We start from the raw sequence: 15,744 nt of genomic DNA, 5'->3' as shown, positions 1-15,744 counted from the left end.
TTACAATAACTTACTATCCGTAATATTTTAGGTTTTTACTTTTTAAGAAAAGGTAAGATAGGTGAGCGTTGAGGGGGATATTTTTTCTACCCTCTCAAGTAAGGATGTTCTTTTTCGCTATCGCTTCTTAGTGTGATAGACGAAAACGTGCTTAGGATAATAAAAATGATGTTGTGTTAACCTTGAAGAAAATAAAACGCTTAAATAAATTTTAATAAATTATAAAAAATTGACTAAAATTTTTCTGAAAACTATTGCTTTTTTTAAAAATATATTAATAATAAAATAAAGGAGGTAAAAATGGCTTGCAAAAAGAAGAAAGAAAGCGCAGTAGAGGAAAAAAACACAACTCCTAAAAAAGTCGTGAAAGAAGAACCTAAAAAAACTGAGGTGAAGGAGACAAAATCTGCAAAAACAAAGGCAGAAAAACCTGCAAAGACAAAGGCAGAAAAACCTGCAAAAAAGACAGAAAAAACTTCCTCAAAGAAAAAAACAGAAAAATAGTTTTTGAGGGGCATAGCCCCTCAAATTAAAATGGAAAGAATAAAAATCCTTAACGATAAAACCCTTAATACAAGGGGAAATTATGTTTTATATTGGATGCAAACTTCTAAACGGGTTTCCTATAACCTTGCTCTATATGAAGCTATTAAAAAAGCAAATGAAATTAAAAAACCACTTCTTGTAATTTTTGTGCTTAATGAGGATTGTCCATTCTCAAATAGAAGAAATTTCAAATTTCTACTTGAAGGTTTGAAAGATACCTATGAAGAACTAGAGAAATTAAATATTAGATTTATAGTTATTAGAGGGGATATTGCACAAACAGTTATACAATATTCCCAGGATGCTTCAATACTTTTTGTTGACGTTGGATATACTAAATTTTTACTTGATTTAAGAAAAAACATCATAAAAAATGTCAAAGTTCCTGTAGTGGCTGTAGAAGACAATGTTGTTGTGCCTGTGGAAATTACTTCAAACAAAGAGGAATATGGTGCCTTTACAATAAGAAAAAAAATTGAAAAGCACCTCCCTGAGTTTTTAAAAGAAGCCCATATGGAAGAAATACATGTGCCAAAATGCAACGTATTGAGATCCTCATTTGATGTAAGAGATACAGAAAAAGCATTGAGAATATTATGTTTCAAAGAAATAGTCGCTCCTTCTTCCAAATTTGTTGGCGGATATAAGAAAGCAAAAGAACTATTAAAAGAATTTATTAATGATAAACTACCTTTCTATAAAGATAAGAGAAACGATTTTACCGACGAATATACTTCAAATCTTAGTCCGTATTTACATTTTGGCCAAATATCACCTATTGAAATTGCACTTGAAGTGTTATCAAGCAGTGCAACCGAAGATAATAAAAAAGCTTTTCTTGAAGAGTTAATCATAAGAAGAGAGCTTGCAGTTAATTTTGTATACTATAACCATTTTTATAATAGGCTTGAAAGTTTGCAACCTTGGGCTTACAAAACGTTAAAAGACCATCAATACGATGAAAAGCCCTACAGATATTCTCTATTTGATTTTGAAAATGCTAAAACACACGACGAATTATGGAATGCAGCGCAGATGGAACTTGTAAAAACAGGCAAAATTCACTCCTATCTAAGAATGTATTGGGGAAAGAAGGTCATTGAATGGAGTGAATCAAATGAATTTGCTTTTAAATATCTTGAGGAATTAAATAATAAATATGCACTTGATGGAAGAGATCCAAACACATATGCTGGTATCGCTTGGTGTTTCGGCAAACACGATAGACCTTTCAAAGAACGTCCAATTTTTGGTAAAGTAAGATATATGAGTGCTACAACAATAAGAAAAAAGTTTGATGTTGAAAAATACATAGAAAGAATAAAAAAACTTTAAACTATATAGTTTTTGCAATACTAAAGTTTATCTTTAGTTTTTCCAAAAGAGTTTTTGTTTTTAGAATATCTTTTTCAGAGTTGAAAGGTGTAAATAGAGTTGAACCAGAACCAGTTAAATAGAATTTTAAATCACATAAAGATGAAAGATTTTTTATATAATTTGCAAATTTTGGAGAAGTCTCCATCAACATAATTTCAAAATCATTATAAAAATAGTTTTGGATCTCTTTGGCTGTGTAGTTTTTCTTTTCAATTGCTTCTTTTAATGCTTTGGTTTTGTTGCCGTCGGAAAATTTTCCAAACTTCCTAAACATATCATAAATAACTTTTGTTTTGTGATGAAAAAGGGGATGCACCAATATAAAATACATTTCATTTAAACTGGTAATTTCCTCAACAACCTCACCATAGTGAGACATATAAACGGTGCTTCCATATAAGAATAGAGGAACGTCTTTTCCAACATCTTTAGAAATACCAAGAAGTTCATCGAATGTTAACGGATTATTAAACATTTGATTTAAGGTAAGAAGTGTATACGCAGCATCTGAACTTCCTCCTCCCAAACCACTTCCCATGGGAATATTTTTGTGAACATTAACAACAAAGTGGTCTTTAATTCCTGTTTTATTTCTAAATAGTTCTATAGCCTTATCAATTGTTGAAACCTTGTTTCTAATTGATTTTGAGAAAAATACAACATCAACATTACCTTTTGTAAGTTTTATTTCAATTTCGTCGTATAGACTTATTTTTTGCGCTATAGATTCGATTGTGTGAAATTCGTTTTCTTCACCTTTAATTTCAAGCGTTAAGTTAAGTTTTCCATACGCCTTTATTTTCATGAATTAATTATACAAAAGTGTTTATCTTTTTCAAATTGCACTGTTTTACTATGAGGGAATTATTACATTATTCTTAGATAAGTATCTTTTTATACTGAATGCTCAGCTCTTAGGTGAGGGGGTAGAAGGAACAACTTCAAGTTTAGAGTTTAGAAAAACATAAGAAAAATGTATCAAGTGAATTTTCACTTCAATTTAATAAGAGATTCTTTTTTTCGCCTGTGATAACTAAGAAATATTAGACTAAGAAAGCTTCGAACAATTGAATTAATGTTGAACTGTTAAAAAAGAAGTTTGAAATAGCAAATTATGATTTTAAGGAACTTTTATTAGAATCTACCTCTTATCTCATTAATTAAAAAATGGTAGCGTAGCAGGGAGTTGAACCCTGGTCTGGGGATTGAGAGCCCCCCGAACTAACCGTTGTTCTACTACGCCACCTTGGCTGGGAAGGATGGACTCGAACCATCATTAGAGGATCCAGAGTCCCCTGTCCTACCATTAGACGACTTCCCAGTCCAACGAAATTATATAGTTTTATGAAAATTTTTCAAGGCTTCTCTTAAAAAGCTTAAATTACTACAACTTCAACTTTAAATACAAACTTGCACTAATTATAAGAAAATTTCCTGATATCAACTTATTAGTTTTTTAAACCTGCTCTTTTGGTTCTTCAGGAATTTCAATACTCTTCTTTTTAAAAATCTCTTTTCCTTTTTCTTTTAATTCTTCAGTTTTGCTCTCTAATTCTTTCTGAAGTTCCTTTCCTTTCTCTTTTACCTTCTCTGTAATTTCAATTCCTTTTTCTTTTATGACTTTCCTCGTTTCTTCTCCTGGTTGTGGTGCATACAATATACCGAGTGCAAAACCTATAAGGGCACCAACTAAAAAGCCTCCTAAAAATGACTCAACTCTATTCTCGCTCATTTTTACCTCCTATGAATTTTTTATAAAAGTTATATCCTTGAAAAATACCAAAACCAATTTTTGCGATATTAATTAATCTTAAAAGTATTGCGTTTTGTTCAGTTTTAGTAAAAAATGGTTGCAAAAGTGCATTAAAACTTGTAAATAAGTTTATATTTTTTACAAGGTTTTTTGTTTCAGATGTTATGTCGGTTGTGTTCTTTAACGTCTTTTGAAACTCCTCTGAAAGCACATTTACATTTTTTTGTAACTCTTTTAGCGTAATATCAACTTGAGTTAAAGTTTTTGTTAAATCCCTTTGCATGTTAAATAAAAATACAATGATAGCAAATATGGATACTAATAAACTTATTGCGATTATCCAAACTGCAATTGTAAGAGCCATTTTGCCTCCTTACGTAAGGAACCCCACAAAGGCCGTGACTTAGCAGATTCTGGAGTCCCGAAGGACAGGTGGGAGTTTAAGCATTTTTTTGGGAAGTCCGAAGACTTCAACCTTGCAATGCATCCACTCCCAAGTTTCTTGTGTTGGCCCCAATCCGCTAAGTTTAACACGCACCTTGTAGAGTTCCAATTATATTTTACTACAATACAGAATATTTTCAACTGTCCCAAAAATTCCTCATAAAATAATAGATATACTGCTGCGCATAACCTGAAACACTGTCAAATTTTTTATGCCCAAATTCGGTAAGTTTTTTTGTTGAACCCTCAACGTTAAAAAATTTCTTTAAACCTTTTATAATCCATGTATCTACAGGGAATGCGCTCAATTCACCGTATCCAAAAAGAAGGATACACTCAGAAACTTTTTCTCCTACGCCCAAAATAGACATCAAAAACTTCTTTTTTTCTTCGTAAGTTTTATCTTTTAATACTTCAAAATCCGTGCTTTTGTAGTTTTTAATAAGATTAAGGAAGAACTTTTCTCTAAAACCAAGATTAAGGCTTTTGATATGCTCATAAGTTAATGTAATTAGATCTTCAAACTTTGGGAAAAGATAATAATCAATGCCATCAATTGTAATTTTTCTACCTACAATTGTTGATAGTTTGTTTAATCTTTTTTGTATTACAGGAATCTGCGATTGAATAGAAAATATAAAAGATATGGTTGCTTCATACGGTTGCATTTTCATTATTCTAATTCCATTTGAAAAAGAAACTGGCTCTTCTAAATTTGGTGCAATGTTAAGGATTTTTTCATTTATCTTTTTAACATCGTGGTTAAGCCCAAAAATTTCTTTAACTTCATCTTTAGATAGATATTCTCCATAAACTTCTACTTCAAGGATGTTTCTATTTTTCTCTTTTAGTTTTAGAACACTATCTTTATACGGATATATGTAATATTCCTCATTTTTAAAAAATCTAAAAGTCTGCCCACAGTTGAGCGTTTTGTCAAGAGAAAAGTTTTCAACTTCAAGGATAAAATTATTTTGCAAGTTCATAAATTGCTTTGGCGTATATTTTGGCAACTTTCTTAAGATGTTCTAATTCAATATACTCGTTTGCCATGTGCTCTACCTTTTCCATTTCTTCAAACGTGGGACCAAAGGCAACTCCCAAATCCATTGCTCTTGCATAGGTGCCTCCGCCTATTGCAAGGGTGTAAGGTTTTCTACCTGTTGTTTCCTCGTAGACTTTTAGAAGTGTTTGCACAAGTGGAGTATCTTCTTTTACATAAAGTGGATTTTGATTGCGAAATTCGTGCACTTTTAAGCCGTATAGTGCAGCTGCTTTTTCAAAGCCTTCTATAATACGCTCTTTTTTATCAGTAATGGGGTATCTTATATTGAAGGTTAAAGTTGCATAACTTTCACTTATTTCAATTACGCCAAGGTTCATCGTAAGCTTTCCAGATAATTCATCAGAAAAATCAATCCCCATTTTTTCACCATACACACTGTAAGACACTTTATCCAAGATGAAATTGATAACGTCTTTAACTTCTTTTCCTTCTACACTATCTACAATAGCCTCGGATAATTTCACAATTGCATTTACTCCCTGCTCTGGAAGTGAACCGTGTGCCGATTTACCATGTGCAATAACTTTGTTTCCAACAAAATCAATGCCGTCTTGTATCTTTATTTTTTGTACATCTCCGTTAAATACTGCTTCTGCATAGTCTGGCACCATATTTGGTCGGAAGCCACCTATTATGTATACGTTGTTGTTCTTATTTTCAAAATCTTTTCTTAAAGTTACATTTAAAATACCTTTTTCTCTATTTATGAGCGGAAATTCTGCATCCGGAGCAAAACCTATAAGAGGATCTTTTGAGACTTTCTTAAGATGCTCCATGCATTTCCAACCAGTCTCCTCGTTTGTGCCAAAGACAATTCTTACTCTTTTTGAGATGGGTTGTTTAGTCTCTTTTATTGCATACAGAGCAAATAAACTTGCCATTGTTGGTCCTTTATCATCAATTGCGCCTCTTCCATAGATTTTTCCATCGTGAATTTCTCCGCTAAAAGGAGGGTAAATCCAGCCGTTTCCTTCAGGGACAACATCTAGATGCCCAAGCACACTTATCACTTCATTACCTTCACCAAATTCTGCATAACCTACCATGTTGTCAAAGTTTTGTACCTTAAAACCTAACTCTTCAGATTTGTTAAGAGCATAATCTAATGCTTTCTTTACTTCTCTTCCAAAGGGTGCATCTAACTCACTTTTACCCTCTACGCTCGGTATTTGAATAATTTCTTGGGTAATTTTTACAAGCAGTTCAAAGTTTTCTTCAATAAATTTTTCCATACTATCAACCTCCTAAAGCATTTTACCAGTTTTTTGAAAATTTTCGACGAATTAACTATAGTATAATATATAAACTATAGTTAATTAGGAGGCATAGATGGATGAAATAATAGATGAGTTAGAGCCAATTGTTAAGAAACTTTCACTTTACTATAGTAAAAGGTTTAAACTTCAAAGTGAAGATCTTTACCAAGATGGTATGCTTGCTTTGCTTTTATCTTTTGGTAATTACAGACACCTAAGAGAAGGTGAACTAAAAATCGTTTTAAAGAAAATCATTAACAGAAAGATTTACGAAACAGTAAAAAGAGAGTTATTTATACGGACTCATGAAGTATCGCTGGAGGAGATAGATGGAGAAAGTTGAAGAAGAAATAAAAGGAATTTTTGATGCAGTCGAACCATTTCTAAATAAAAAAGAAAAAGATGTCTTTTGGGTTTTAAGATACAGAAGCCTAAACCCTTTGGTTTGCTCTCGAATTTTAGGCATTCCAAGAACAACTTTTATAAGTAGGAAAGATCGTCTTTTTATAAAGCTTAGAAGCCTTATTTTAGAACACTTTGGAGAGAAAAAAGTAGGTGAAATTAACGAAAAATTTTTTAATAATAGCGGAAATGTGTAAAATATAGAACTAAATTATGAAAATTATTGAAGACTTGCATGTGCATACAAAATACTCTAAAGACTCTAAAGAAGAGCCTATTAATTATGTTAATTTAGCTTTAGAAAGAGGCTTAAAATTCTTAGGCTTTTCTGACCATATCGATTTAGACCCAGCCGATAAAGATTACAGATATTTTAATTTTGAATTAGCATATGAAAATTATTGCAGGTTAAAAGATGTGTATGGATCAAAATTAGAAATTCTCTTCGGAAGCGAGATAACTTATCAGAGTTTTCTTAATACCGTTATTGAAGAAGAAATGCAAGATAAACCTTATGATTACATAATTGGTTCAGTGCATAGGCTCATGGGGTATACCGTTTCTGGACCACATGGAGTAGATTATTTTAAAGGTAAGGATGAATACACTGCCTATATGATTTACTTTGAAGAACTTTTGAAGATTGTTGAGGTTGGCTCTTTTGATGTTGTTGGGCATTTTGACGTTATTAAAAGATACGGAAAAGATTTTTACGGTGAATTTAAAATTGATAAATATGAACCGATTATAAAAGAAATCTTAAAGAAAGTTATAGATAAAGAAATGGTTATTGAAATTAACACTTCCTCTTTTAGACAAGGTTTTTTTGAACCGTATCCATCAAGAGAGATTATTGAGTTATACGCAGCACTTGGTGGAAAAGAAATTGTCCTTGGCTCTGATGCACATTCCGTAAAGCATTTTAATATGTTTCTTGACAATGGCGTCAATATATTAAAGAGTATTTTTGATTTTGAGGTTGTTTCATATAATATGAGAAAGAAAGTCCGAGTTTCGAAAATAAGTGAATTATTTAGGGAGGATGCTTATGGATGAGTTTGTTGTAGATGAAAGTGTTCTTGAGAGGACTATTGAAAGGGCAAGAGAAAAAAATATTATTATTCCTACTTACGAAGAGATGAGAAACCCAGAGAAAATCCCTCAGGGCATTAAAGACGAACTTAAAGAAATTGGTTTGTGGGATGTTCACCCTCGAAATCTATTCAGAATTACTTGGAAAAATGAACCTACCAAATTTGGCGGTGGCTTTAACGGTGTAAACTATGTTGAACTTCCAAAAGAGTTAACAGGAGTAAAAGCAAGGATTTTTATTCTCATTGGAAAGTTTTTCCCAACGGGTTCTCATAAAGTTGGTGCAACATTTGGACCACTTGTTGAAAAACTTGTAAGAGGTAAATTTGACCCAACAAGACAGAAGGCATTATGGCCATCAACTGGTAATTATTGTAGAGGTGGTGCTTTTAACTCCGCCCTACTTGATTGTAAAGCAATTGCAGTGCTTCCTGAAGGCATGTCAAAAGAAAGATTTGAATGGTTGAAAAGTATTGGTGCAGAGATCTATGCAACTCCTGGAGTTGAAAGCAACGTAAAAGAAGTATTTGATAAAACAAAAGAACTTAAGTCAAAATACCCAGATGAAGTTGTTGTGCTAAACCAGTTTGAGGATTTTGGTAATCCCGTGTGGCATTATGCTGTAACAGGCCCTGCAATGGAAGAAGTTTTTGAAAATAACAAAAAAGAGGGAGATAAACTAACCGCAATCTTTCTTACTCAAGGCTCTGGTGGAACACTTGGAAGTGCAAATTACTTAAGAAACAAGTTCCCAAAGATAAAAGTTGGTGCAGGAGAGGCTTTACAGTGCCCCACACTTCTATACAATGGTTTTGGCGGTCATAGGATTGAAGGAATCGGTGATAAACATGTCCCTTGGGTTATCGATGTGAAAAATCTTGATATGGTTGTAGATGTTGACGATGAATTCACAATGCATATACTAAGGCTCTTTAATGAACCTAAAGGTAGAGAATTCCTTAAGAGGTTTGTTGATGAAGAAATTGTTGATAAGCTCGATTTGTTTGGTATATCATCTATTGCAAATATTGTAGGTGCAATTAAAATGGCAAAATACTATGAAACGACAGAACATGACTTTATTTTCACTGTTGCAACTGATTCAATGGAGTTGTATCAATCAAGAATTCATGAATTAAGAGAACAATACGGAGATTATTCTGAAGTAAACGCAACAGCAGATTTTGAAAGATATCTCATGGGTATCTCAACGGACTGGATGATAGAGATGACCTATTACGATAAAAAGAGAATGCATAATCTTAAATACTTTACTTGGGTTGAACAGCAAGGTAAAACTGTTGAAGAGTTAAACGAACAGTGGTATAACGAAGGTTACTTTATTGAAAAACTTGAATCCTATAAAAAGTGGGATGAATACATAAGAGATTTTAACGAAAAAGTAGGATTAATAAAAAAATATAAATAAGGGGGATTTAGATGGGTAATATAACAAAAGTCGAATTAAAGCAAGCCTACGGCTTAACAATGATTGCTAGGGCAAATTCAAACCATTGGATTGTAATGGATGGAGAAGAAAAATTTAATGGGCATCTTGCCGCAGCAAGACCAATGGAAGTCTTTTTAATGGGACTTGCAGGGTGCACTGGGATGGATGTCATCTCTATCCTTGATAAAATGAAAGTAAATTACAGAGATTTTAGAATTGAGATAGAAGCAGAAAGAGCCGAACAACACCCAAAGGTTTATACAAAAATTCACATTAAATATATCGTCTATGGAGATGTACCTGAAGATAAATTTGTTACAGCAATTGAACTTTCAAAGACGAAGTATTGTTCTGCTCAGGCAATGCTTTCAAAAGCAGCCGAAATTACGTCTTCATACGAAATCATAAAATAGTATAAGATAAAGTTTAATGTGTTAGCCTCCTTCTTGTAAGGAGGCTAATTTGTTTTTTGATAAAATAGTGTACTTTCTTTAACCTCTGTTTTAACAAGGTTCTGAGATTCAAGACTTTGAAGTAAAGCAATAATGGAACTTTCAATTAGGGTATACACTACCTCATCGTGCATGGGTAAATTTAGGTTTTTTAGGATTTCACATATCGTTTTTGGCTCTTTTAGGATATTTAAAACATTTTCTTTTATTTCATTTAATCTTTTTGTATTGTAGTCAATTATATTAACACTCTCCTTTTTGGTAAGTAGGCTTCCGTGTGATGGGAGAATGTAATCAAAATCCAAATTTTTTAAGAGTTCGAGTTTTTCTAAGAATTTATTAAAATTGTGAAAGTAGGGAATTATGTATTTATCAAGAATTTCTTTTGAGAAGAAGCTGTCAGAAGCGTAAATAAAATTTTTAACTTTTACGCCAACCATTCCTATGGAATGACCACTTAAATCAAGTAAGTTGATATCCGAAGGGATTTCTAAAGAAGATTCGTCAAGATCAACGGAAACTTCTTCTGCCTTTATCCACTTTGATAAGAATGATTTTTTAGGGTTTGCACCCAAAGAAAGGTAAATCGGCTCAAGTATTGGGTTTTCAATAAATACTTTTTCAACCTTACTTGCAATAACCTTTAAATTAAAGTATTCTTTTAAGAAGCGTGCGCCTCCTGTGTGATCTGCATGGTGATGGGTAAGTATTAGATAAGTCGGTTTAATACCTTTTTCTTCAATAATTTTTTTAATCTTTTTTCCTTTGTCTTTATCAATTCCTGCGTCAATAATTGCAAAGCCTTTACTTGTTTCAACTATTCCGATGTTTGTTGTATCATTTATAAAGAAATTTGTATCTATTTGTTTTATTTCCATAGAAACATTATAACAGGCTTGGTTTAAAATTGGTAGTGTCAATATAAAACTGTTCTATTTTATGTTATTAAAAGAAAAATACACAATGTTGTTATTTGAGAGTAATTTTCCCACTATTTGCGTTTTGGATTTTATCGCGTTTTTGTTCCCTTATCTTGATGTAAACTCGAAAGGGAAAACGGCTTCCCCTGGAACCTCTCCCTAGATGACAAAAATAAGGTATTCTCCCTTGAATAAAAACTTGATGAGATTCTTAGCACTTGCTTACGCAAGGAGAATATTACAGAGTAACACCATAAAGGCAAACGAAAGGATTCTTCGTCGGCAAAAATTCGCCTCATTAGAATGACACAAAAAGATACACTCCTAAGTAAACTTCAAATTACAAAGTAAACTAAACTTGTAATAAATTCTTTTGATGAGGTTATATAACATCTTTTATGTGTAAGGAAAACTAAGATTGTTAATGGAAGAAAGTTAGATTTGGGCTAACAAAACAATTAATGCCCAACGGTAATTTTCTAAAAGGAAACATCAAAGGGAGAGATTAATTTTCCTTCATCTATAATGAGTGTGCTTTTTCTTACCTCATATTCAAATTCAATTTGTAAATAATTATTAAAAATACCTTCCAACTCGCTCATCTTTATACTACCATCTTTTAAATAAAAAATAGTTGAAATTAGTTCAAAACTTGGCGTTTCGCATTTGTGTAGGGTTATTTTTTCTATAAACTTCCTTACATCTTTAGTCTTTCCGTCTCTTTCAATAAAAAGATTTGCTGAAAGTAAAATCTTTTGTATTGCTTTACTTAGTTCTTCACAAGAAGAATTTCCTTCAAAATGACCAAAAATAGTATACGTAAAAATCGCTTCAAATGAAGTTATCGCTTTTGCAGAATAAGGAAGTAGTTTTACTCTCTTAATTTCTAAAATACTATCAAAAGCAGTTCTAATTGCATTAAAAATGTCTGAAGCATCAACGGGCTCATCAAGGAAGAAATCAAAATATTCGTCTTCTCCAACCATTCCTACACTTAGAGGAAAACCAAGTTCAAGTTTAACCCTTTTGTTAAAACCTTCTGTAAACTTTACAGGGAGGCCACTTCTTCTTAAACCCCGCTCTATAAGGGTTTTCATATCAAGGTGCCCTAAATAAAATATTGAATACGGCCTTAAAAAATTAACTCTTACGCGCATGAGTATATTATACGTATTTAATAGAATATTTCGTATCCATCAAAAAATCGTGAAGAACCTGCATTTGTAAATTATAACTTTTTTTGTTATAATTTACGTAGGTGAGATAAAATGCTTCAATTAGAAAACATAAGCTACGTTGCAGAAGAAAAAACAATATTAAAAGATGTTTCAATGGAGTTTAAAGAGGGCTTAAAGTATGCTGTGCTTGGTGTTAATGGTGCAGGTAAAAGCACTCTTGCCTATGTTATCATGGGGCTTGAGGATTACAAACCTACCTCTGGAAAAATTATCCTTGATGGAGTTGATATAACAGATTTATCCGCATACGAAAGAGCAAAAAGAGGCATAACCCTTACGTTTCAGGAGCCTCCACGCTTTGAAGGAATAAGTGTTGCAAGTTATTTAACTCTTGGAGGTAAAATAAAGGTAGATAGGAAAGAAATAGAAAATGCACTTGCAATTACCGGAATAAACCCGAAGCTATACCTTACAAGAAAAGTAAATGGTAGTTTAAGTGGCGGTGAAAGAAAAAGAGTTGAACTTGCTTCAATTATCTTGTTAAAACCAAAATACGTAATTTTAGATGAACCAGATTCGGGAATCGACCTTATGAGTTTGGAGATAATAAATAACGTTCTTGAATACATCAAAAGTTACAACGGCACTCCAATAATCATAACCCATAGAGAAGAAATAGCAAAAAATACTGACTATGCTTATCAAATTTGTAGCGGCATCATATTAAATAGAGGTGATGCAAAAACGGTTATAGCATCTTTTGAGAAAGAATGTGAAGTTTGTGAACATCCGAATATACCGGATAAAAGTGAGGCGATGAGAAATGTATAACGTAAAAGAAGAATACGAGCAATTAGTCGAAGCACTTGAAAAAAATGGTTACGATGCCTCTAAATATTTTGATAAAAAAGTTGCATCCATAATAATTAGCGGAAACAGGGTTGTGGGTTTAAACAACGTAAAGGGAGTAAATCTTACTCCAAAAACACTTGAAAACGGTGTTGAAGTTGATATGGAAATAGAGGAGGGCGTTATCTTACCCATACCAATACATGTTTGCACGGGTTATCTTGAGAAAAATGGTTTGCAAAACATTGTTTTTAATATCAGAGTAAGGAAAAATGCAAAAGTGAAATTTACAGCACACTGTGTTTTTCCACAGGTAGAAAACTTTACCCACAATGCAATTTCAAATGTTGTAGTTGAAGAGGGTGCAATAATGGAGTATTTAGATGAGCACTTTCACTCAGATCTTGGAACGATTAACCTTACTACCATTACAAATGCAAAAATTGAAAAAGGCGGCATATATAAAAATTCTTTTACTCTCACAAAGACACGCGTTGGCAAAATTTACGTAGGGATGAACCTTGACCTTCAAGAAAGAGCAGCAGGCGAACTTCTATCAAAAATAAAAGGGAGCAAAAATGATATTATTGACATTAAAGAAACACTAAATTTAAATGGCACATATTCAAGGGGCATTGCAAAGTCAACAGTTGTTGCACTTGATGAAACAAAGGCAAACATCGTAAATGTTGCTTATGGGAATGCTCCTTATTCAATGGGACATGTTGAATGTAACGAAATTACAAAAGGCGATAAGGTAGATGTAAAAACTGAGCCAATTTTAAAGGTTGTTAACGATCTTTCGGAACTCACACATGAAGCCTCAATTGGAAGAATAAACAAAAGACAGCTTGAGACCCTTATGGCAAAGGGCTTAACAGAAGAAGAGGCAACAGAACTTATAATAAAAGGGTTATTGCAGTAAAATCTTTTATTTTAAAATTTTTAGGTTTAGTAACGTTTGCTCTATCTTTTTAAGTGCCTCCGTTGGAGAATTAGTATCTTCTACTGCCTTTTCAAATGGACATCTATCTTTACCATCACGACTTTTGATAATTGGGGTAGTTTCTCCATAATAAAATTCTAAATTGTTATTTTTTAATACAGCAATGGCATTTTCACCTAGAGTCTTTGCATACACAAAACGAGGCTTAAGTAGGACAAAAAGAAAGGCTGCGGCTTTACCAACGATCTTATCCCCGTAGGAAAAATTAAAAACAGTTGATAGATCATCTATATGGTTCTTTACAAATTCAAAAACAGGTAAAATACCGTCTCTTTTATCTAAATGAACTACCTTTACGCCGTCAAAAACAACAAAAGTAAACCCTTCGCTAAGTGCTTCTTTAATTTTGTTTTCTATATCGAGTATGTTTTCATTCATTTGACAACTCCATGTGAATTTTTTTCATAAGTTGGCTAATTGGAAGGTTTTGTGGGCATTTGCTTTCACAGATTTTACATTCAATACAGGCATCTGCATTTACTTTAAGAGAGGAGTATCTCTTCTTTGCTAAACTGATGTTTGAAAATAGATAACCCTTATTGTAAATATCAAAAACTCCTGGGATATCGATATCAACCGAACACGGATAACAATACCCACAACCAGTACAACCAACTGGCCTTAAATGAAGTATTAAATCCCTTGCTCTTTTATAAACTTCTTTTTCTTCTTGAGTAAGCATGCCTATGTAAGAACGCCTTGCAAATCCTAAGTTTTCTTCTACCTGTTTAAAGGTGCTCATTCCGCTTAAAACAACCGAAACTTCTTTCATATTCCAAAGATAATCAAACGCCCATTCTACAATTGATTTATTTTTGTTTACATTGGAAAATATTTCAACAACTTCTTTTGGAAGATTTGTTAGTTCACCACCTCTTAGAGGTTCCATAATTACTACAGCAAGTCCTTTTTCGTTAGCATATTTAAGGCCTTTTAAACCTGCTTGATATTCAGTATCAAGATAATTTAGCTGTATTTGTGCAAAGTTAAAATTGGGGTAGTAATCAACAATTTCTTTAAAAACAGGAAATTCATCATGAAAAGAAAAACCAAAATACCTTATTAAGCCCTCTTTAATTTTCTTTTCAGCCCATGTAAATGCATCAACATTCTTCATTTTTTCGAACAGGTCTTTGTCAAGGGTATGTAATAGGTAAAAATCAACGTAATCTGTTTGAAGTTTTTTTAACTGCTCAAAGAAGTACTTATCTAAGTCTTTTTTGTTATAGATAAGCCAAGTTGGAAGTTTTGTTGCAATGTTTGTCTTTTTTCTATAGCCGTCTTTAAGTGCTTTTCCAACAAGAATTTCTGAATTTCCTCCATGGTACGGGAAGGCTGTATCAACATAGTTCAAGCCGTTATCAATTGCATAACGAATCATTTTGATTGCTTCGGGTTCGTTTATTAAACTATTATCGTTATTTAGAGTAGGCAATCGCATCGTCCCAAAACCAAGTGGAAAAAGGTACTCATCAGTTTTGCCAAATTTTCTTAAATCCATGAAACACCTCTTTTAAGTTTTGTTATTAACCTATTGGTTATGGGTTCCTCAAAATCAAGGTTTCTATGCAGTGTTTTTAAAAAAGAAGCTCCTAATAGGCATTTCATTATACCACAAATAAAGCTTGATGGGGAGCCTTGAGCAAGGGTATCTTTTGGTGTCATTCTGACTAGTTGCATTTTTGCAGACGAAGAATCCCATCGTTTTACATTCAAGGGAGTGGAATAGCCTCCTCGATACTCCCCCAAAGAATGAGATCCTTCGCTATCGCTCAGGATGACAAAGAAAAAGTGGTTCAGGATGACAAGAAAAAAGTAGCTCAGGATGACAGAGAGAAGGAATCCTTGAGGGGGTACAAAAGACCCCCTCAAATTAAAGATCCTTCGCTACCGCTCAGGATGACCAGAAAGAAGCCTTGAGGGGGTGTTTTTTACCCCATCAACTTGAAGGAG

General features: G+C 32.9%; 18 protein-coding genes and 2 tRNA genes. 9 read left to right on the top strand and 11 right to left on the bottom strand.

The genetic code is table 11. From position 1 onward, the window contains the following. The first annotated feature begins 300 nt into the window (after window positions 1–300). Both K6343_02240 and K6343_02235 read left to right on the top strand, forming a co-directional pair. On the top strand, window positions 301–504 hold the full coding sequence (locus tag K6343_02240; protein MEF3244790.1) for a hypothetical protein: 204 nt from the start codon (window positions 301–303) through the stop codon (window positions 502–504). Window positions 505–534: 30 nt separating this feature from the next. Beyond that, the gene (locus K6343_02235) at window positions 535–1,881 is read left to right on the top strand and encodes a deoxyribodipyrimidine photo-lyase (protein ID MEF3244789.1); all 1,347 of its coding nucleotides are present in this window, start codon (window positions 535–537) and stop codon (window positions 1,879–1,881) included. Between the two features lies 1 nt (window position 1,882). Here K6343_02235 and ispE read toward each other — a convergent pair whose 3' ends face one another. From ispE to pepV, 7 genes are all read right to left on the bottom strand, one after another. Then, on the bottom strand, window positions 1,883–2,728 hold the full coding sequence (gene ispE / locus K6343_02230; protein ID MEF3244788.1) for a 4-(cytidine 5'-diphospho)-2-C-methyl-D-erythritol kinase: 846 nt from the start codon (window positions 2,726–2,728) through the stop codon (window positions 1,883–1,885). 363 nt (window positions 2,729–3,091) lie between these two features. Then, window positions 3,092–3,166: transfer RNA gene (locus K6343_02225), tRNA-Glu, on the bottom strand. Between the two features lie 4 nt (window positions 3,167–3,170). Next, a tRNA-Gln gene (locus K6343_02220) sits at window positions 3,171–3,244 on the bottom strand. Between the two features lie 135 nt (window positions 3,245–3,379). Beyond that, complete coding sequence (locus tag K6343_02215; GenBank protein ID MEF3244787.1) at window positions 3,380–3,655, bottom strand: YtxH domain-containing protein; 276 nt, start codon at window positions 3,653–3,655, stop codon at window positions 3,380–3,382. Then, a complete protein-coding gene (locus tag K6343_02210) occupies window positions 3,642–4,040 on the bottom strand; it encodes a DUF948 domain-containing protein (GenBank protein ID MEF3244786.1) in 399 nt (132 codons plus the stop codon). The genes K6343_02215 and K6343_02210 overlap by 14 nt, the downstream gene beginning before the upstream one ends. A gap of 217 nt (window positions 4,041–4,257) precedes the next feature. Beyond that, window positions 4,258–5,106, bottom strand: coding sequence for a hypothetical protein (locus K6343_02205; protein MEF3244785.1), 849 nt, complete (start codon window positions 5,104–5,106; stop codon window positions 4,258–4,260). Beyond that, entirely contained in the window at window positions 5,090–6,418 is a 1,329-nt protein-coding gene (gene pepV / locus K6343_02200; protein MEF3244784.1) for a dipeptidase PepV, read from the bottom strand. The genes K6343_02205 and pepV overlap by 17 nt, the downstream gene beginning before the upstream one ends. 97 nt (window positions 6,419–6,515) lie before the next feature. Here pepV and K6343_02195 point away from each other — a divergent pair, with 97 nt between their 5' ends. From K6343_02195 to K6343_02175, 5 genes are read left to right on the top strand one after another with little or no spacing between them, the layout of a single operon-like run. Beyond that, window positions 6,516–6,785 (top strand): hypothetical protein, encoded by a 270-nt coding sequence (locus K6343_02195; protein MEF3244783.1) that lies wholly within the window; start codon window positions 6,516–6,518, stop codon window positions 6,783–6,785. Continuing rightward, a complete protein-coding gene (locus tag K6343_02190) occupies window positions 6,772–7,041 on the top strand; it encodes a hypothetical protein (GenBank protein ID MEF3244782.1) in 270 nt (89 codons plus the stop codon). Before K6343_02195 ends, K6343_02190 begins: the two co-directional genes overlap by 14 nt. Window positions 7,042–7,057: 16 nt before the next feature. Further along, entirely contained in the window at window positions 7,058–7,900 is an 843-nt protein-coding gene (locus K6343_02185) for a histidinol-phosphatase HisJ family protein (protein MEF3244781.1), read from the top strand. Next, window positions 7,887–9,365, top strand: a complete 1,479-nt coding sequence (locus K6343_02180; GenBank protein ID MEF3244780.1) for a pyridoxal-phosphate dependent enzyme — start codon at window positions 7,887–7,889, stop codon at window positions 9,363–9,365. Before K6343_02185 ends, K6343_02180 begins: the two co-directional genes overlap by 14 nt. An 11-nt stretch (window positions 9,366–9,376) precedes the next feature. Continuing rightward, the gene (locus tag K6343_02175; protein MEF3244779.1) at window positions 9,377–9,799 is read left to right on the top strand and encodes an OsmC family protein; all 423 of its coding nucleotides are present in this window, start codon (window positions 9,377–9,379) and stop codon (window positions 9,797–9,799) included. Between the two features lie 44 nt (window positions 9,800–9,843). Here the strand turns inward: K6343_02175 and K6343_02170 are convergent, their stop codons facing one another. Beyond that, on the bottom strand, window positions 9,844–10,716 hold the full coding sequence (locus K6343_02170; GenBank protein MEF3244778.1) for an MBL fold metallo-hydrolase: 873 nt from the start codon (window positions 10,714–10,716) through the stop codon (window positions 9,844–9,846). Between the two features lie 521 nt (window positions 10,717–11,237). Continuing rightward, window positions 11,238–11,915, bottom strand: coding sequence for a TIGR03936 family radical SAM-associated protein (locus K6343_02165; GenBank protein ID MEF3244777.1), 678 nt, complete (start codon window positions 11,913–11,915; stop codon window positions 11,238–11,240). A gap of 111 nt (window positions 11,916–12,026) precedes the next feature. Here K6343_02165 and K6343_02160 point away from each other — a divergent pair, with 111 nt between their 5' ends. Continuing rightward, on the top strand, window positions 12,027–12,767 hold the full coding sequence (locus K6343_02160; protein ID MEF3244776.1) for an ABC transporter ATP-binding protein: 741 nt from the start codon (window positions 12,027–12,029) through the stop codon (window positions 12,765–12,767). Then, the gene (locus K6343_02155) at window positions 12,760–13,710 is read left to right on the top strand and encodes a SufD family Fe-S cluster assembly protein (protein MEF3244775.1); all 951 of its coding nucleotides are present in this window, start codon (window positions 12,760–12,762) and stop codon (window positions 13,708–13,710) included. Before K6343_02160 ends, K6343_02155 begins: the two co-directional genes overlap by 8 nt. Before the next feature lie 6 nt (window positions 13,711–13,716). Here the strand turns inward: K6343_02155 and K6343_02150 are convergent, their stop codons facing one another. Further along, on the bottom strand, window positions 13,717–14,169 hold the full coding sequence (locus K6343_02150; GenBank protein ID MEF3244774.1) for a DUF1893 domain-containing protein: 453 nt from the start codon (window positions 14,167–14,169) through the stop codon (window positions 13,717–13,719). Continuing rightward, window positions 14,162–15,292, bottom strand: coding sequence for an aldo/keto reductase (locus K6343_02145; GenBank protein MEF3244773.1), 1,131 nt, complete (start codon window positions 15,290–15,292; stop codon window positions 14,162–14,164). The genes K6343_02150 and K6343_02145 overlap by 8 nt, the downstream gene beginning before the upstream one ends. Window positions 15,293–15,744: the final 452 nt, after the last annotated feature.

The sequence above is a fragment of the Caldisericaceae bacterium genome, assembly GCA_036574215.1.
Taxonomy (GTDB): domain Bacteria; phylum Caldisericota; class Caldisericia; order Caldisericales; family Caldisericaceae; genus Caldisericum.
The sequence above is the reverse complement of the archived record's forward strand: the minus strand, read 5'-3'. Positions and strand labels throughout refer to the sequence as shown.